Below are 18,628 nucleotides of genomic sequence, written 5' to 3' on the forward strand. Positions count from 1 at the left end.
TCTTATAAATTAACTACCTCCAAACCGTGTTCTGTCAAGCGATAGATGCTTGAACAGACCTCTTTTAAGAAACGACGGTCATGCGAAACAGTGATGAGACCGCCTGGATAGGTTGCAAAGAGTTTTCTGATTTGGGGTTGAGAAGTTGGAGAAAAGTTTCGTGTAGGTTCATCCAACAGGAGAAAGTTTGGTTTGCACAAGACTAAATCCAAAAGCAGGAGTTTACCCTGTTGTCCGCCAGATAGGGAGCGGATTTGATGTTGCATTTCTGGATAACTGAAATTGAGACTGGCTAAGTGAGATTGGATTTTCTGTAGTTCCTCTTTTTCTCCAGTTTTGCTGAGGTGGGCTATTGGTGATAAATCCAATTGCAGTTTTTTGTGGTAATCTTGTGGCATAAAACCAAGCGAAATTTCTCTTTTGGCGCTTAGTAGTTGTTGCAACTTGGCTAACAGAGTTGATTTTCCAACACCATTTGGTCCGATGATACCGATTTTTTCTCGGCCACGGACAGTTAGTTGTAACTCCTGAACTAAAACGCGCTCGCTAATGGACAAATTTTCCTTTTCCAGTTGGATTAAGACTTTAGAAGCCGGTAATGGTTGGATATCTGAGAAGAAAAGTCTGATTTCTTCCTCTTCAAGTGGCTTTTGGGTCATGGCCTGAGCTGCCCTTTCGTAGCGTTTTTCTTGTGAGAGGACAGTTTTCATCTTTTTAGCCAATAGGCGACCGGCAGTACTGTCTTTGGTAGCTCGAAGCGCAGTTTCTACATTTTGCTTGACTCGCCGATGTTTTTCCATGGTTTTATCGTAGGCTCTTTGGTCGTTAGCAGCTTGCTTGCTTTGTTTGGTAAAATTAGCCTTTCTCTGGTCGCTATAGCTATCATAGTCTAAATGCTCTACTAGCGTTTCTGCTTCTTTACGGTGCTTGACCAGTCGCAAGTGAACAATAGTGTCTGCCGTTTGAGAAAGAAAGTCTTCATCATGGGAAATGAAAATAACGGTTTGCCTCATCTTCTGTATCTGTCTTTTTAGCCAATCAACCGTCTCAAGGTCTAGGTCATTTGAAGGTTCATCTAAAAATAGAATCTCAAAGGGTTTGGCTAACTCATGGATGAGCTGAATTTTCAAAGCTTCACCCCCTGATAGACTACCAATTTCTTGGTTGCTAGCGAAGCGATCGCCATCAAAATGCAACTCCTCCGCCAAACGATAGAGGATACTGTAGTCTAAATCAGCAGGATCTAAGAAAAAGTAGTCGTGTAGAGTTTTCTTTTTCAGGTCCTCGGGGAGTTTTTGAGGAATGTAGGCTATTGATTGATAATCAGATTGAATGTCTCCCCTGATAGTGAAATCAGGCAAAGCTTCTCCCATTAAAGTTTTAAGTAAGGTTGATTTGCCATTTCCTTCCTCTCCAATAATAGCTACCTTTTCCCTATCCTGGATGGTCATGCTTAGATCAGAGACAAGGTCTCGTAAATCTTTGTTTTGTGTGATGGTCAGGTGATTGATTTTTATCATATGATTGCCCTTTCTAGAATGTTCATAGTGCATAACAAAAAGCTCTACTTTACCTAGTAGAGCCAAAGTTTATGTCAAAAAACTCTATTAATACTCTTCGAAAATCTCTTCAAACCACGTCAGCGTCGCCTTACCGTAGATATATGTAACTGACTTCGTCAGTCTTATCTACAACCTCAAAGCAGTGCTTTGAGCAACCTGTGGCTCGCTTCCTAGTTTGCTCTTTGATTTTCATTGAGTATAAAATGCCAGAAGAAAGAGCATAAAAGAGTACACAAAAAGAGACAAAAACAAGATCTACTAAATAAAGGTTCTTTATTTGATAGACTTAGTTGTTCATGTCTCCCTTACCTCCGAGTATTAGTATCTTTATACTATACCTTTAAGGAAATTTTGTCAACAGAAAACTGGAAATTCCAAGTTCTAAAATCCGAGTGGTAAGCATTTGTAATGAGTTCTTTGTTTTCCATGTGAGCATCCTCCTTGCTATCATGTATTATTGCCTATAGTATAGCACCAAAAAATATAGTGATAAATATATTAAAAAAATCGAATTTTAATTACAAAGTTTGGTGGGCTGATTTGTAGCCTTTTCATGGTATAATCAAGAGAGTAAATCTTTATGGAGGAAGTATGAAATTAAATATTCAAGAAATTCGTAAGCAGTCTGAAGGCTTGCATTTTGAACAAACCTTAGACCTAGCCGCAGACCTGCATGCACGTAATCAAGAAATTTTAGATGTAAAAGATATCCTTGCAGTTGGGAAAGTACAGTACGAAGACCGTATGTATTTCTTAGATTATCAACTATCTTATACCATTGTTCTTGCTTCAAGTCGCAGTATGGAGCCAGTTGAGTTAGTTGAATCTTATCCAGTAACGGAAGTTTTCATGGAAGGCGCAACCAACCAGCTAGATCAGGAAGTTTTAGATGATGATTTGGTCTTGCCTATCGAAAATGGAGAACTTGACCTTGCTGAGAGCGTGTCAGACAATATCCTACTAAACATTCCTATCAAGGTCTTGACGGCTGAAGAAGAGGCTGGTCAAGGATTTGTTTCTGGAAATGACTGGCAAATCATGACAGAGGAAGAATACCAAGCCCAACAAGCAGTTAAGAAAGAAGAAAACAGTCCTTTTGCTGGCTTACAAGGACTATTTGACGGAGACGAATAATGGTCTTGTCAAAAAAACGCGCACGAAAGGTGCTAGAAGAAATTATTGCTCTGTTTCCAGATGCCAAGCCCAGTCTTGATTTTACCAATCATTTTGAACTCTTGGTTGCGGTCATGTTGTCAGCCCAGACAACGGATGCAGCGGTAAATAAGGCCACACCAGGTCTCTTTGCTGCCTTTCCAACGCCACAAGCCATGTCTGTGGCGACTGAGAGTGAGATTGCTTCACACATTTCTCGCCTGGGACTGTATCGGAATAAGGCTAAATTCCTTAAAAAATGTGCCCAACAGCTACTAGACGATTTTGATGGTCAAGTCCCTCAAACACGAGAGGAATTGGAGAGTTTGGCAGGTGTTGGTCGCAAGACAGCCAATGTTGTCATGAGTGTGGGCTTTGGAATTCCAGCCTTTGCAGTAGACACTCATGTGGAGCGTATTTGCAAACACCACGATATCGTCAAAAAATCAGCGACACCGCTTGAGGTGGAAAAGCGGGTCATGGATATCTTGCCACCGGAGCAGTGGTTAGCTGCCCATCAGGCTATGATTTATTTTGGAAGAGCCATTTGCCATCCTAAAAATCCAGAGTGTGACCAGTACCCACAGTTATATGATTTTAGCAATTTGTAAGATGGAACATCGAAAGTTTTTGCTTGATTTTAAGCATGCTTTGTGCTATAGTAATTGATAACTAAATATTCCTTTAAACCTGTCCCGTGAGGCAGGCAAGGAGAACGATTAAGTAGTAGGGTGAAGTCTATACTGTTTGTAGTAGGGCTTACTTAGCTATACATTTCAAGTCTCCTTGTTTGAGGAGACTTTTCTTTTTGGAGGTTTGTCATGAAGACAAAAGAAGTTGTAGACGAATTGACCGTCAAACGAGCGATTACGCGTATTACTTATGAGATTATCGAACGCAACAAAGATTTGAATAAAATCGTCTTGGCTGGTATTAAAACTCGTGGTGTATTTATCGCCCACCGTATCCAAGAACGTTTGGAGCAACTAGAAAATCTTTCAGTTCCTGTTGTGGAATTGGATACTAAACCCTTCCGTGATGATATTAAAAGTGGAGAAGATACTTCTTTGGTTTCTGTTGATGTGACAGACCGTGAAGTTATTTTGGTGGACGATGTGCTCTATACAGGCCGTACTATCCGTGCTGCTATTGATAATATTGTAGGTCATGGTCGTCCTGCGCGCGTGAGTTTAGCGGTTTTAGTCGATCGTGGCCACAGAGAACTACCAATCCGTCCAGATTACGTTGGAAAAAATATCCCAACCAGTCGTTCTGAAGAAATCATCGTAGAGATGACAGAACTTGATGGCCAAGACAGAGTTCTGATTACTGAAGAAGCTTAGAAAGCTAAAGGAGTAGCCATGTCAGAAAATCAACAAGCATTGAACCATGTGGTGTCCATGGAAGACCTCACTGTCGATCAAGTCATGAAATTGATCAAGCGAGGAATTGAGTTTAAAAACGGAGCTCAGCTTCCCTATGAGGATCATCCGATTGTTTCCAATCTTTTCTTTGAGGATTCTACACGGACGCATAAGTCCTTTGAAGTGGCAGAGATTAAACTGGGATTGGAACGACTGGACTTTGATGTGAAGACTAGTTCAGTCAATAAGGGTGAAACACTTTATGATACCATTTTGACTTTGTCTTCTTTAGGAGTTGACGTCTGTGTGATTCGTCACCCAGAGGTTGACTACTACAGAGAGTTAATTGCTAGTCCCACGATTACGACTTCCATCATCAATGGTGGAGATGGTTCGGGCCAACACCCTAGCCAGAGCTTGCTTGATTTGATGACTATTTATGAGGAATTTGGTCACTTTGAGGGGCTCAAGGTCGCTATTGCAGGTGACTTGGACCATTCACGCGTTGCCAAATCCAATATGCAGATTTTGAAACGCTTAGGTGCAGAACTTTATTTTGCTGGACCTGAGGAATGGAGAAGTCAAGAGTTTGCAGACTATGGACAGTTTGTAACCATTGATGAAATCATTGATCAGGTGGATGTCATGATGTTTCTCCGTGTGCAACATGAACGCCATGATAGTGGAGCTGTCTTTTCAAAAGAAGACTACCATGCCCAACATGGCTTGACTCAAGAACGTTATGACCGTTTGAAAGAAACAGCAATCCTCATGCACCCAGCTCCAGTCAACCGTGATGTAGAAATCGCAGACCACTTGGTTGAAGCACCAAAATCACGGATTGTCCAACAAATGACCAATGGTGTCTTTGTTCGAATGGCAATCTTAGAATCCGTACTGGCGAGTAGAAACGCCAACTAAAACACAAGACGTTAAAAGACGCCAGTGAGCGTCCACGAGAGGTGAAAATATGACAAAAAGACTTCTAGTATTAGAAGATGGAACAATTTTTGAAGGCAAGGCCTTCGGAGCAGATATTGATGTAACAGGCGAAATCGTCTTTAATACAGGGATGACCGGCTACCAAGAATCCATTACAGACCAGTCTTATAATGGACAAATCTTGACCTTTACTTATCCTTTGGTGGGAAATTATGGAATTAACCGTGATGATTACGAATCCATTATTCCAACTTGTAAGGGAGTCGTTGTTTTTGAAGAAGCGCGTAGAGCAAGTAACTGGCGTAATCAAATGACCTTGGATGAATTCTTGAAAGCCAAGAAAATTCCGGGTATTTCAGGGATTGATACGCGTGCACTTACCAAGATTATCCGTAAGCATGGTACCATGCGTGCAACCTTGACCCATGTTGGGGACAGCATGGACCATGTGACTGACCAGCTCCAAGCAACAGTTTTACCGACAGACAATATCAAGCAGGTTTCTACTAAAACATCCTATCCAGCTCCAGGAGTTGGTTTGAGTGTTGTCTTAGTGGACTTTGGTCTCAAGCACTCAATTCTACGTGAACTTTCTAAGCGTAACTGTAACGTGACGGTTGTTCCTTATTCGACAACGGCTGAAGAAATTCTCCATCTCAATCCTGACGGAGTTATGTTGTCAAATGGTCCAGGTAACCCAGAAGATGTTCCACAGGCACTGGATATGATTCGCGGTGTACAAGGAAAAATTCCAATCTTTGGTATTTGTATGGGGCATCAACTCTTCGCCATGGCAAATGGTGCTAAGACCTACAAGATGAAATTTGGTCACCGTGGATTCAACCATGCGGTACGTGAAATTGCAACAGGACGAGTAGACTTCACCAGTCAGAACCATGGTTATGCAGTTAGCCGTGAGGATTTGCCAGAGCATTTGATTATTACCCACGAAGAAATCAATGACAAGTCAGTTGAAGGTGTGCGCCACAGATACCAACCTGCTTTCTCTGTTCAATATCACCCAGATGCAGCCCCTGGTCCACACGACGCAAGCTACCTATTTGACGAGTTTATCGAGATGATGGAAGCTTTTAAACAATCAAACTAAGAACGAGTAAAAGCTCGTTGGAGAATTTATTTAATGTCGCCCTGAGAGGCGACGAATAGAAAGGAGAAGATACATTGTTCGCGGAAGTGAACACGCCCTAAGAACTGTGTGAAAAAGATAAACATCGTCTTGACGCTGAAGGCGTCTGCACCGAGTTTCCTATTTTCACTGTGTTCTTTACGGGCTTTGTATCATAAACTATGCCTAAACGTACTGATATTAAAAAAATTATGGTGATTGGTTCTGGTCCGATTATTATTGGTCAGGCTGCTGAGTTTGACTACGCTGGGACCCAGGCTTGCTTGTCGTTGAAAGAGGAAGGTTATGAGGTTGTTTTGGTTAACTCAAACCCTGCAACTATCATGACGGACAAGGAAATTGCGGACAAGGTTTATATTGAACCAATTACACTTGAGTTTGTGACTCGTATTCTTCGTAAGGAACGTCCAGATGCCTTGCTACCAACACTCGGTGGTCAGACAGGTCTTAACATGGCCATGGAATTGTCTAAAAATGGTATCCTCGATGAGCTTGGTGTTGAACTTCTGGGTACTAAATTATCTGCCATTGACCAAGCAGAGGACCGTGACCTCTTTAAACAATTGATGGAAGAGCTCAACCAACCTATTCCTGAATCTGAAATTGTTAATACAGTAGAAGAATCAGTTGCCTTTGCAGCAACAATTGGCTACCCAGTCATCGTTCGTCCAGCCTTTACCCTTGGTGGTACTGGTGGTGGTATGTGTGCCAACGAGGAAGAATTGCGTGAAATCGCTGAAAATGGTTTGAAATTGTCACCTGTTACCCAATGTTTGATTGAGCGTTCGATTGCCGGTTTCAAGGAAATTGAGTACGAAGTGATGCGTGACTCAGCTGACAATGCTTTGGTTGTTTGTAACATGGAAAACTTTGACCCAGTTGGGATTCACACAGGGGATTCCATCGTATTTGCCCCTGCGCAAACCATGTCAGACTATGAAAACCAAATGCTACGTGACGCGAGCTTGAGCATCATTCGTGCCCTTAAGATTGAAGGGGGATGTAACGTTCAGTTGGCCCTTGATCCCCACAGCTTCAAGTACTATGTCATCGAAGTAAACCCTCGTGTATCGCGTTCGTCAGCCCTTGCTTCTAAGGCGACAGGGTATCCAATCGCTAAATTGGCTGCCAAGATTGCCGTCGGTTTGACCTTGGACGAGGTTATAAACCCAGTCACTGGTTCAACCTATGCCATGTTTGAACCTGCCCTTGACTACGTGGTTGCCAAGATTCCGCGTTTCCCATTTGACAAGTTTGAAAAAGGGGAGCGTCGTCTGGGGACACAGATGAAGGCCACTGGAGAAGTCATGGCAATCGGTCGAAACATCGAAGAATCTCTCCTTAAAGCTTGTCGTTCCCTTGAAATTGGCGTTCACCACAATGAAATGCCTGAGCTTGCATCTGTTTCGGATGATGCCTTGATTGAAAAGGTTGTGAAAGCCCAAGATGATCGTCTTTTCTATGTATCAGAAGCCATTCGTCGTGGCTACACACCCGAAGAAATTGCTGAATTGACTAAGATTGATATCTTCTATCTGGATAAACTCTTGCATATCTTTGAAATTGAACAGGAGTTGGGAGCTCATCCACAAGATCTAGACGTTTTGAAAACGGCTAAACTAAATGGATTTTCAGACCGTAAGATTGCTGAACTTTGGGAAACGACTGCAGACCAAGTTCGTCAGCTTCGTTTGGAAAACAAGATTGTCCCAGTCTACAAGATGGTAGATACTTGTGCGGCAGAGTTTGACTCTGAAACACCATACTTCTATTCAACCTATGGTTGGGAAAATGAATCTATCAGATCTGATAAAGAATCTGTACTTGTTCTAGGTTCAGGTCCAATCCGTATCGGTCAAGGGGTCGAGTTTGACTATGCAACGGTTCACTCAGTTAAGGCTATCCAGACAGCTGGTTATGAAGCCATCATCATGAACTCAAATCCAGAGACCGTTTCAACAGACTTTTCTGTATCTGACAAGCTTTACTTTGAACCCTTGACATTCGAAGATGTTATGAATGTTATTGACTTGGAGCAACCAAAAGGGGTTATCGTTCAGTTCGGTGGTCAAACAGCTATCAACCTTGCGGAGCCACTGGCAAAAGCAGGTGTGACCATCCTAGGTACACAAGTTGCTGACCTAGACCGTGCCGAAGACCGTGACCTCTTTGAACAAGCGCTCAAAGATTTAGATATTCCGCAGCCACCAGGACAAACGGCTACCAATGAAGAAGAAGCAGTTCTTGCAGCTCGCAAGATTGGCTTCCCAGTTCTTGTCCGCCCATCTTATGTACTTGGTGGACGTGCCATGGAAATCGTTGAAAACGAAGAAGATCTTCGTTCTTACATGCGCACAGCTGTTAAGGCTAGTCCAGACCACCCAGTTCTTGTCGATTCTTATATTGTTGGGAAAGAGTGCGAAGTTGATGCCATCTCAGACGGGGAAAATGTCCTTATCCCTGGTATCATGGAGCATATCGAACGTGCTGGTGTCCACTCAGGTGACTCAATGGCCGTTTACCCACCACAAACCTTGTCGCAAAAGGTGCAAGAAACAATTGCAGACTATACTAAACGCCTAGCAATCGGTCTTAACTGCCTTGGAATGATGAACATCCAGTTTGTTATCAAGGATGAAAAAGTCTATGTTATTGAGGTCAATCCACGTGCCAGCCGTACGGTTCCATTTCTTTCTAAAGTGACCAATATCCCTATGGCTCAAGTAGCAACCAAGCTCATTCTTGGTCAAAAACTTGAAGAACTTGGCTACCAAGATGGACTTTACCCTGAAAGCACCCGCGTTCATATCAAGGCACCTGTCTTCTCCTTTACCAAACTAGCTAAGGTAGACAGCTTACTTGGTCCTGAAATGAAGTCAACAGGGGAAGTTATGGGTTCTGATACGACTTTGGAAAAAGCTCTATATAAGGCCTTTGAAGCTTCTTACTTACACTTGCCAACCTTTGGTAACGTTGTATTTACCATCGCTGATGATGCCAAAGAAGAAGCCTTGGACTTGGCTCGTCGTTTCCAAAATATTGGCTATGGAATCCTCGCGACAGAAGGGACAGCAGCCTTCTTTGCCAGTCATGGATTGCAAGCCCAACCTGTTGGTAAGATTGGTGATGACGATAAGGATATTCCAAGTTTTGTACGCAAAGGAAGAATTCAAGCTATCATTAACACAGTAGGAACAAAACGAACTGCTGACGAAGATGGTGAGCAAATTCGCCGTTCAGCCATTGAACACGGGGTGCCCCTCTTTACAGCCCTAGATACAGCTAACGCCATGCTCAAAGTATTGGAAAGCCGTAGTTTTGTCACAGAAGCAATCTAGTTTAGAAAAGTTTTTCACAGTTTAAAAGCCAGCGTCAGAAAACGCTGGCTTTTGCGATATTAGTGCAGGCTATTCAACTATCAGTTCTTCACTCAAGGATGATGATGAATTGTGATGCGATAAGAATAAATTGGGAATGGCTTATGATGTTAATCGTTCACCTTTTTTGTAATTCTAGTATATCAGAGTCAATATATATTTGCATGCTACTCCCTTTTGTAAAAATGGTCATTTCAGGTGAAAAAAACGACATTTCAGATTTTCTGTTCCAGAAATAGCTATCGCTATGATATAATTATTTTATGATTATTACTATTCCTATAAAAAACCAAAAAGATATTGGTACACCATCTGATTCAGTCGTTGTTCTCGGCTATTTTGATGGTATACACAAGGGGCATCAAGAATTATTTCGTGTTGCCAATAAGGCTGCGAGAAAGGACTTATTGCCTATCGTCGTTATGACCTTTAATGAATCTCCAAAGATCGCTTTAGAGCCTTATCATCCTGATCTGTTTTTACATATTTTGAACCCTGCTGAACGTGAGAGGAAACTAAAGCGTGAAGGCGTAGAAGAATTATATCTCCTTGATTTTAGTAGTCAATTCGCTAGTCTCACGGCAGAAGAATTTTTTGCAACTTATATCAAGGCTATGAATGCCAAAATTATTGTTGCAGGTTTTGACTATACATTTGGTTCTGACCAAAAAACGGCAGAAGACTTAAAGGATTACTTTGATGGAGAAGTCATTATCGTTCCACCTGTAGAAGATGAGAAAGGAAAGATTAGTTCAACTCGTATCCGTCAAGCTATTTTAGATGGAAATGTGAAAGAAGCAGGAGAACTTTTGGGGGCACCGCTTCCATCAAGAGGTATGGTGGTTCATGGCAATGCTCGTGGTCGTACGATTGGTTATCCAACAGCTAATTTGGTGCTTTTAGATCGTACTTATATGCCAGCAGATGGCGTTTATGTCGTTGATGTTGAGATTCAAAGACAGAAGTATCGTGCTATGGCTAGTGTCGGGAAAAATGTGACCTTTGATGGAGAAGAAGCACGTTTTGAAGTCAATATTTTTGATTTTAATCAAGATATTTATGGGGAAACCGTCATGGTTTATTGGCTTGATCGCATTCGAGATATGACCAAATTTGACTCAGTTGACCAATTAGTGGATCAGTTAAGGGCTGATGAAGAAGTAGCTCGGAATTGGTCTTAAGAGATTGAGTAAACAAAAAAGAGGTTGTTTGTAACCCAAAAGATAGATGAATAAGTCTAACTTTTGAGGTCACTACACTACCTCTTTTTATTCTTTTTCAAAGGTGAAGCCTTCTCCTAGGATTTCATGGGCTTCTGTAATGGTTATAAAGGCTTGAGGATCGATTCGATGAATCATTTCCTTCATTTTCACAATCTCATTTCTACCGACAATACAGTAAATGATTTTCAAATTTTCTTTACTATAGTAGCCTTGACCAGAAATAAAAGTAACGCCTCTTCCTAGGTCATCATTAATCGCTTTAGCAAGTTGGTCAGGACGTTTTGTGATAATCATAAAGCCTTTACCAGCATAGCCACCTTCGCCAATCAAATCAATGACACGAGAAACGATAAAATCAAATAAGAGTGTGTAAGAAACCAATCTCAAGTCCTTGAAGATTAGGAGAATGAGCATGAGAATACAAAAATCTAAGATAAAGAGCAGTTTCCCCATGGATATATGAGTGTATTTATTGAGAATACGAGCTAGAATATCAGTTCCGCCCGTTGTACCTCCAGCATTAAAGATAATTCCAAGACCAATTCCCAATAGAATTCCCGCTATAAGTGCAGTAATCAGTAAATCACCTTGAAGATCAATATGAAGGGGAATACGCTCAAAAAAAGCCAACCAAGCTGACAAAGCTAAGGTTCCTAGCAAACTAGAATAGAGGGATTTTGCTCCAAATATTTTCCAAGCTAGAATGAAAAGGGGAATGTTAATCAGCAAGTTCATGAGTGAAACAGGGATTTTAAAAAGATAAAAGGTGATGAGGGTAATACCTGTCGCCCCTCCTTCAAAGAGATGATGGGGAACTACAAAATAAGTCAGGCCAAAAGCATAAATAGCAGCACCTAGTAAAATGGTTAAAATGGGGTAAATTTTTTTAATCATAGGACACCTCTTTTCTTATAAGTTGATTATATCAAATTTTTACGGAAAATTTGATTGACTCCATTAGGATTTTTAATCTTTTTTTGATATAATTAAAAGTAAGAAAACCAATCTGAATCCTAAAATAGAAAGATTGATACTATGACAAAAATTAAGATTGTAACCGATTCATCTGTTACTATTGAACCAGAACTAGTAAAACAATTAGATATTACAATTGTTCCATTATCTGTAATGATTGATAATGTTGTTTATTCTGATGCTGATTTGAAAGAAGAAGGTAAATTTCTTCAGTTGATGCAAGCAAGTAAGAATCTTCCTAAGACAAGTCAACCGCCTGTAGGTGTCTTCGCTGAAGTTTTTGAAGACCTATGCAAAGATGGTAGCCAGATTCTTGCTATTCATATGTCCCATGCTCTTTCGGGGACTGTAGAAGCAGCACGCCAAGGTGCCAGCCTATCTACTGCCGACGTGACAGTTATCGATAGTTCATTTACTGACCAAGCCTTGAAATTCCAAGTTGTTGAGGCTGCGAAATTAGCACAAGAAGGCAAAGATATGGCGGAAATTTTATCTCACGTTGAAGAGGTAAAAAAACATACAGAGCTTTATATTGGTGTTTCAACTTTGGAAAATCTTGTCAAAGGTGGACGAATTGGCCGTGTAACTGGATTGTTGAGCTCACTTCTCAATATCCGTGTTGTCATGCAAATGAAAGACCATGAATTGCAGCCAATTGTTAAAGGTCGTGGAGCTAAAACCTTTAAAAAATGGTTAGATGAGTTGACAACATCTCTCTCTGAACGTTCTGTAGCAGAGATTGGAATTTCATATTCTGGTAATGCTGACTGGGCAAAAGAGATGAAAGAAAGTTTACAAGCCTATGTTGAAAAACCAATTTCTGTTTTAGAAACCGGTTCTATTATTCAGACTCATACAGGTGAGAATGCGTGGGCTATTTTGGTACGTTACCATTCCTAAAAAAATAAAGAAAATGCGAATAAACAGCGTTTTTAACTTGACCTATAAGGGATTTTAGGATATGATTATATTTGTTAATTAGAAATTAATTTGGAGGAATCATTAACATGGCAAACAAACAAGATTTGATCGCTAAAGTAGTAGAAGCTACAGAATTGACTAAGAAAGACTCAGCAGCAGCAGTTGAAGCTGTATTTTCAGCAGTAGCTGACTACCTTGCAGCTGGTGAAAAAGTTCAATTGATCGGTTTTGGTAACTTTGAAGTTCGTGAGCGTGCTGCACGTAAAGGTCGCAACCCACAAACTGGTAAAGAAATCACAATTGCAGCTTCTAAAGTTCCAGCATTCAAAGCTGGTAAAGCTCTTAAAGACGCTGTTAAATAATTAGTCTTTAAAAAGCCTATTGTATCAAGCTTTCTAGCTTGGTCAGTAGGCTTTTTTTGTGTATAGGGGGCAAAAAAGGGGCAAAACATTATTTTCCCTTTGTTACTTGTTTTAGGATGATATCAATCTGCGTTCTCATTGTTTTATAAGAGTGATGAGTTTTTATTGTTTATCCGTAGGATGATCGACTATTTTAAATAATACTGTATTTCTAGCTTATACTCTTCTAAAATCTCTTCAAACCACGTCAGCTTCACCTTGGATTATATATGTGACTGACTTCGTCAGTCTTATCTACAACCTCAAAGCAGTGCTTTGAGCAACCTGTAGCTAGCTTCCTAGTTTGCTCTTTGATTTTCATTGAGTATTATTTGTCTCAAAATCAAACCTTGAAAGTGGATAATAACCTTCTCCGATACTTTATTGATTTTCAGCTGAAGTCATATTAAAAATATTTAAGTAGAAAGAAAAGTCATATACTGTCTATTGAGAATATTATAAATCAGATACAAAGACAGGTGAAACCTTCTGTGTTATACTAGAGATATGTTAGATTTGAAAGAATACGGTATCGTCATGTGGCCGGAGGAGAAGATTGTTTCTTTTCGTGAGAAACTCCTCAACTGGTATGATGGAAACAAGCGAGATTTACCGTGGCGTAGAAGTACAAATCCTTATCATATCTGGGTGTCTGAAATTATGCTCCAACAGACCAGAGTGGATACGGTTATCCCTTACTATGAACGATTCTTGGACTGGTTTCCAACAGTGGAAAGTTTGGCAACTGCCCCTGAAGAAGGTTTGTTGAAGGCTTGGGAAGGTTTGGGTTATTATTCTCGAGTTCGTAATATGCAGGCTGCAGCCCAGCAGATTATGACTGACTTTGGTGGTCAATTTCCAAACACCTATGAAGGAATTTCCAGTTTAAAAGGAATTGGTCCTTACACAGCAGGAGCCATTTCCAGTATCGCTTTTAATTTGCCTGAGCCAGCGGTCGATGGTAATGTCATGCGGGTTTTGGCGCGTCTATTTGAAGTCAACCACGATATTGGGATTCCAAGTAATCGTAAAATTTTTCAGGCAATGATGGAAATCTTGATTGACCCAGAACGTCCGGGTGACTTCAACCAAGCTCTGATGGACTTGGGGTCTGATATTGAGGCTCCTGTAAATCCTAGACCAGAAGAAAGTCCAGTTAAGGACTTTAGTGCGGCATATCAGAATGGAAGCATGGACTGTTATCCAATTAAAGCTCCTAAGAAAAAGCCGGTCCCTATTTATCTTAAAGCCTTGGTGGTCAAAAATACTCAGGGACAATTTTTACTTGAAAAAAATGAAAGTGAAAACTTGTTGGCAGGATTTTGGCATTTCCCCTTGATAGAAGTTGATGAGTTTCCGCAAGAAGAGCAGTTTGACCTCTTTCATCAGATTGCGGAAGAAAGTGTGAACTTTGGCCCCAGTCCAGAAGAGAGTTTCCAGCAGGACTATGACCTAGAAGTTGATTGGCTTGATGTTTATTTTGAGACTGTCAAGCATGTCTTTAGCCATCGCAAGTGGCATGTTCAAATTGTAGCAGGTCAGGTGAGTGACTACCATGATTTTTCAGATAGGGAAGTTCGCTGGCTTTCACCAGAAGAGTTTAAGAATTACCCACTTGCCAAACCCCAACAAAAAATCTGGCAGGCTTATGCACAAACTAACTTAGACAGTAGCAAAGACTAGCTATCGTGTCGTCTTGTTATTTTTTTGGTATAATAGTAGAGAAAAAGGTGAACAAATGAAAAAAATATTAATTGTAGATGATGAGAAACCAATCTCGGATATTATCAAGTTTAATATGACCAAGGAAGGTTACGAGGTTGTAACTGCTTTTAATGGTCGTGAAGCGCTAGAACAATTTGAATCAGAACAGCCAGATATTATTATTTTAGATTTGATGCTTCCAGAAATTGATGGTTTAGAAGTTGCGAAGACTATTCGCAAGACAAGTAGTGTGCCTATTATCATGCTTTCAGCTAAGGATAGCGAATTTGATAAGGTTATCGGTTTAGAGCTTGGGGCGGACGACTATGTAACCAAACCCTTCTCAAATCGTGAGCTTCAGGCGCGTGTCAAAGCTCTTCTCCGTCGTACAGATTTGACTTCTGTAGATAATCAAGAGTCTGATGAAAAGAAAACTCAGCCCTTGCAAATTGGGGACTTGGAGATTGTGCCAGATGCTTATGTAGCTAAGAAATACGGTGAAGAACTAGACTTGACCCACCGTGAATTTGAACTCTTGTACCACTTGGCTTCTCATATCGGTCAAGTGATTACGCGTGAACATTTGCTTGAAACTGTCTGGGGTTATGATTATTTCGGAGATGTTCGAACAGTTGATGTAACTATCAGACGTTTGCGTGAGAAGATTGAAGACACACCAAGTCGTCCGGAGTATATCCTAACACGTCGAGGTGTTGGTTATTATATGAGAAATAATGATTAAACTAATTAAAGACACAGTTTTAACCAGTGATTTTATCTTTATCCTCATTTTACTTGGCTTTATTTTAGTCGTGACCTTGCTTTTACTAGAAAATCGTAGGGATAATATTCGGTTGAAGCAAATCAATCAAAAGGTAAAAGACCTGATTGCAGGAGATTATTCTCAAGTATTGGATATGCAGGGAAGCTCTGAAATCACTAATATTACCAATAATCTCAATGATTTATCTGAAGTAATTCGGTTGACTCAAGAAAATCTGGAACAAGAGAGTAAAAGGTTACACAGTATCCTCTCTTACATGACAGATGGGGTTCTTGCGACCAACCGTCGGGGTCAGATTATCATGATTAATGACATGGCTAAGAAACAGTTAGGTGTTCAGAAAGAAGATGTTCTCAACAAAAGTATTCTAGAATTGCTTAAGATTGAAGATGAGTATGAACTTCGTGATTTGATCACCCAAATTCCTGAGCTCATCATTGATTCTCAGGATGCTAATGGTGAGTATCTGAGCCTTCGTGTTCGCTTTGCTTTGATTCGTCGAGAGTCTGGCTTTATTTCGGGTCTGGTTGCTGTTTTGCATGATACGACTGAGCAGGAGAAGGAAGAACGCGAGCGGAGACTCTTTGTTTCCAATGTTAGCCATGAGTTACGGACACCCTTAACCAGTGTTAAATCTTATCTTGAAGCTTTGGATGAGGGAGCCTTGTGTGAGACCGTAGCACCAGACTTTATCAAGGTATCTCTAGACGAAACCAATCGTATGATGCGCATGGTAACAGACCTCCTTCATCTCTCTCGGATTGACAATGTGACCAGTCATCTGGATGTGGAATTGATTAATTTTACTGCCTTTATTACTTTTATCCTTAACCGTTTTGATCAGATAAGAGGGCAGGATGAAGAGAAGAAATACGAACTGGTGAGAGATTACCCTATCAATTCTATCTGGATTGAGATTGATACAGATAAGATGACACAGGTCATTGATAATATTCTCAACAATGCTATTAAATATTCTCCAGATGGTGGGAAAATCACAGTGACTATGAAGACAACTGATGATCAGATGATTTTATCTATCTCAGACCAAGGTTTGGGTATTCCTAAGCAGGATTTACCACGCATCTTTGACCGTTTTTATCGTGTGGATCGTGCTAGAAGTCGTGCCCAAGGTGGAACAGGTCTGGGACTGTCTATTGCCAAAGAAATTATCAAACAACATAAGGGCTTTATTTGGGCCAAGAGTGAATACGGTAAGGGATCAACTTTCACAATTGTGCTCCCTTATGATAAGGATGCAGTTAAAGAAGAAGTATGGGAGGATGAAGTAGAAGACTAGAATGAGTGAAACAGGCTTTAAATACAGTATTTTAGCGTCGGGTTCCAGTGGGAATTCCTTTTATCTGGAAACACCAAAAAAGAAGCTTTTAGTGGATGCAGGCTTGTCTGGCAAGAAAATTACAAGCCTACTTGCTGAAATTAATCGCAAGCCAGAAGACTTGGACGCCATCTTGATTACCCATGAGCATTCAGATCATATCCACGGAGTGGGTGTCTTGGCTCGCAAATATGGTATGGATTTGTATGCCAATGAAAAAACTTGGCAAGCTATGGAAAATAGTAAATATCTTGGCAAGGTGGATTCTTCTCAGAAGCACATCTTTGAGATGGGCAAAACCAAGACATTTGGAGATATCGATATTGAGAGTTTTGGTGTGAGTCATGATGCAGTCGCACCGCAGTTCTATCGCTTTATGAAGGATGATAAAAGTTTTGTTCTTTTGACAGATACAGGTTATGTCAGTGACCGTATGGCAGGAATTGTCGAAAATGCGGATGGCTATCTCATTGAGTCCAATCATGATGTAGAGATTTTACGAGCAGGTTCTTACGCTTGGCGACTCAAACAACGAATCCTATCGGATCTCGGTCACCTTTCTAACGAAGATGGTGCTGAAGCCATGATTCGGACGCTAGGAAATCGCACTAAGAAAATCTACCTTGGTCACTTGTCTAAGGAAAACAATATCAAGGAGCTAGCTCACATGACCATGGTCAACCAGCTAGCGCAAGCTGATCTGGGAGTCGGAGTAGATTTTAAGGTTTATGATACCTCACCAGATACCGCAACACCATTGACAGATATATAAAAAGAAGGCGAGTGCCTTCTTTTTATATATTAGTAGATATTTGTTGTGGTATAATGTTTAAAAATGATATAGGAGAAGTAGTGTGAAAAGAAAATGGTTATTTAAGGATTACTATGATACAACGATTATCATACTTGCGTTGATATCTGTTGTTTTAGTCTTGCTTGGATTTGCTGAGATGATTGACTTGGATAATCCTCCATACAATATTATTGATTTACTACTTTGGGGTGTTTTCGTGGTGGATTATGGCTGGCGGTTCTTTTTAAGTAAAGGGAAATGGCGATTCATAATTGAAAATATCTTTGATCTGCTAGCTATCCTTCCTTTAAATGCTATTTTTACAGTGTTTCGATTAGGACGCATCTTTCGCCTAGCAAGGCTGACAAAATTACTGAAACTGACTCGTCTTTTAAGAATCGTTGGATTGACTGGTAAGCTGGAAAAGAAGATTGGAAAACTCTTACGAACAAATGGCTTGCTTTATATTTTCTATCTCAATTCCTTTATTGTGCTGGTAGGAAGTTCGATTTTATCCGTTGTTGAAGAAAAATCTTTCTCAGATAGTCTTTGGTGGGCTCTTGTTACTGTAACGACAGTTGGTTATGGGGATATTGTTCCGAATTCGATCTTTGGTAAATGGTTAGCTGTCTTATTAATGCTTGTTGGTATTGGAACAATAGGAATGTTAACGAGTGCCTTGACGAACTTTTTTGTAAAAGATAATCCAGATGAACAGATAAAACTTGATAAACTCCAAGATGAATTATCTAGTCAGAGAATATTACTAGAGAAACAATCTGAAAAGATAGAAGAACTACATCGAATGATAAAAGACTTAGTTGAAAAAATATAATAAAGGTGAGACAAAACTTGATTCGAGGAGAAATCAAGTAAGTCTTGACACAATAAAACGCATAATATCAAGGTCTTCTGGCACCTTACATTATGCGTTTTTGTGATTT

General features: G+C 40.4%; 16 protein-coding genes. 14 read left to right on the forward strand and 2 right to left on the reverse strand.

The window, feature by feature from the left end; genetic code table 11:
• Positions 1–2: 2 nt before the first annotated feature.
• Positions 3–1,553 carry an ATP-binding cassette domain-containing protein gene (locus N8L90_RS01800; protein WP_004249133.1) on the reverse strand — a complete coding sequence of 517 codons (1,551 nt, stop codon included), beginning with the start codon at positions 1,551–1,553 and terminating at the stop codon, positions 3–5.
• A 600-nt stretch (positions 1,554–2,153) separates the two neighbouring features.
• On the opposite strand from N8L90_RS01800, the gene N8L90_RS01805 reads away from it, so the two are divergent.
• From N8L90_RS01805 to N8L90_RS01835, 7 genes are all read left to right on the forward strand, one after another.
• Positions 2,154–2,696 (forward strand): YceD family protein, encoded by a 543-nt coding sequence (locus N8L90_RS01805; protein WP_060805712.1) that lies wholly within the window; start codon positions 2,154–2,156, stop codon positions 2,694–2,696.
• Complete coding sequence (gene nth / locus N8L90_RS01810; protein ID WP_000244443.1) at positions 2,696–3,325, forward strand: endonuclease III; 630 nt, start codon at positions 2,696–2,698, stop codon at positions 3,323–3,325. Before N8L90_RS01805 ends, nth begins: the two co-directional genes overlap by 1 nt.
• A gap of 210 nt (positions 3,326–3,535) precedes the next feature.
• Complete coding sequence (pyrR, locus tag N8L90_RS01815; RefSeq protein ID WP_261023923.1) at positions 3,536–4,057, forward strand: bifunctional pyr operon transcriptional regulator/uracil phosphoribosyltransferase PyrR; 522 nt, start codon at positions 3,536–3,538, stop codon at positions 4,055–4,057.
• An 18-nt stretch (positions 4,058–4,075) separates the two neighbouring features.
• A complete protein-coding gene (locus N8L90_RS01820) occupies positions 4,076–4,999 on the forward strand; it encodes an aspartate carbamoyltransferase catalytic subunit (protein ID WP_261023924.1) in 924 nt (307 codons plus the stop codon).
• A gap of 49 nt (positions 5,000–5,048) precedes the next feature.
• Positions 5,049–6,128 carry a carbamoyl phosphate synthase small subunit gene (locus tag N8L90_RS01825; protein WP_077805018.1) on the forward strand — a complete coding sequence of 360 codons (1,080 nt, stop codon included), beginning with the start codon at positions 5,049–5,051 and terminating at the stop codon, positions 6,126–6,128.
• A 200-nt stretch (positions 6,129–6,328) separates the two neighbouring features.
• Complete coding sequence (carB, locus tag N8L90_RS01830) at positions 6,329–9,505, forward strand: carbamoyl-phosphate synthase large subunit (protein WP_261023925.1); 3,177 nt, start codon at positions 6,329–6,331, stop codon at positions 9,503–9,505.
• A gap of 302 nt (positions 9,506–9,807) precedes the next feature.
• Positions 9,808–10,725: a bifunctional riboflavin kinase/FAD synthetase gene (locus N8L90_RS01835; RefSeq protein ID WP_023942679.1), complete on the forward strand. Its 918-nt coding sequence runs from the start codon at positions 9,808–9,810 to the stop codon at positions 10,723–10,725.
• A gap of 87 nt (positions 10,726–10,812) precedes the next feature.
• Here N8L90_RS01835 and N8L90_RS01840 read toward each other — a convergent pair whose 3' ends face one another.
• A complete protein-coding gene (locus N8L90_RS01840; RefSeq protein WP_000592063.1) occupies positions 10,813–11,661 on the reverse strand; it encodes a YitT family protein in 849 nt (282 codons plus the stop codon).
• A gap of 141 nt (positions 11,662–11,802) precedes the next feature.
• Between N8L90_RS01840 and N8L90_RS01845 the strand changes: the two genes are divergently transcribed.
• The 7 genes from N8L90_RS01845 to N8L90_RS01875 all read left to right on the forward strand — a co-directional run bounded on the left by N8L90_RS01845 (position 11,803) and on the right by N8L90_RS01875 (position 18,519).
• Positions 11,803–12,642 (forward strand): DegV family protein, encoded by an 840-nt coding sequence (locus tag N8L90_RS01845; protein ID WP_023942676.1) that lies wholly within the window; start codon positions 11,803–11,805, stop codon positions 12,640–12,642.
• A 107-nt stretch (positions 12,643–12,749) separates the two neighbouring features.
• Positions 12,750–13,025 (forward strand): HU family DNA-binding protein, encoded by a 276-nt coding sequence (locus N8L90_RS01850; protein ID WP_261023926.1) that lies wholly within the window; start codon positions 12,750–12,752, stop codon positions 13,023–13,025.
• 546 nt (positions 13,026–13,571) lie between these two features.
• Positions 13,572–14,747, forward strand: a complete 1,176-nt coding sequence (gene mutY, locus N8L90_RS01855) for an A/G-specific adenine glycosylase (protein WP_261023927.1) — start codon at positions 13,572–13,574, stop codon at positions 14,745–14,747.
• Between the two features lie 55 nt (positions 14,748–14,802).
• Positions 14,803–15,510, forward strand: a complete 708-nt coding sequence (yycF, locus tag N8L90_RS01860) for a response regulator YycF (protein WP_261023928.1) — start codon at positions 14,803–14,805, stop codon at positions 15,508–15,510.
• Entirely contained in the window at positions 15,503–16,852 is a 1,350-nt protein-coding gene (gene vicK, locus N8L90_RS01865; protein ID WP_261023929.1) for a cell wall metabolism sensor histidine kinase VicK, read from the forward strand. Before yycF ends, vicK begins: the two co-directional genes overlap by 8 nt.
• Position 16,853: 1 nt before the next feature.
• A complete protein-coding gene (locus N8L90_RS01870; RefSeq protein WP_000004961.1) occupies positions 16,854–17,663 on the forward strand; it encodes an MBL fold metallo-hydrolase in 810 nt (269 codons plus the stop codon).
• A gap of 82 nt (positions 17,664–17,745) precedes the next feature.
• Positions 17,746–18,519 carry a potassium channel family protein gene (locus N8L90_RS01875; protein ID WP_261023930.1) on the forward strand — a complete coding sequence of 258 codons (774 nt, stop codon included), beginning with the start codon at positions 17,746–17,748 and terminating at the stop codon, positions 18,517–18,519.
• The last annotated feature ends 109 nt before the right edge of the window (positions 18,520–18,628 follow it).

The sequence above is a fragment of the Streptococcus mitis genome (assembly GCF_946190115.1).
In the GTDB taxonomy this organism is placed as follows: domain Bacteria; phylum Bacillota; class Bacilli; order Lactobacillales; family Streptococcaceae; genus Streptococcus; species Streptococcus mitis_CO.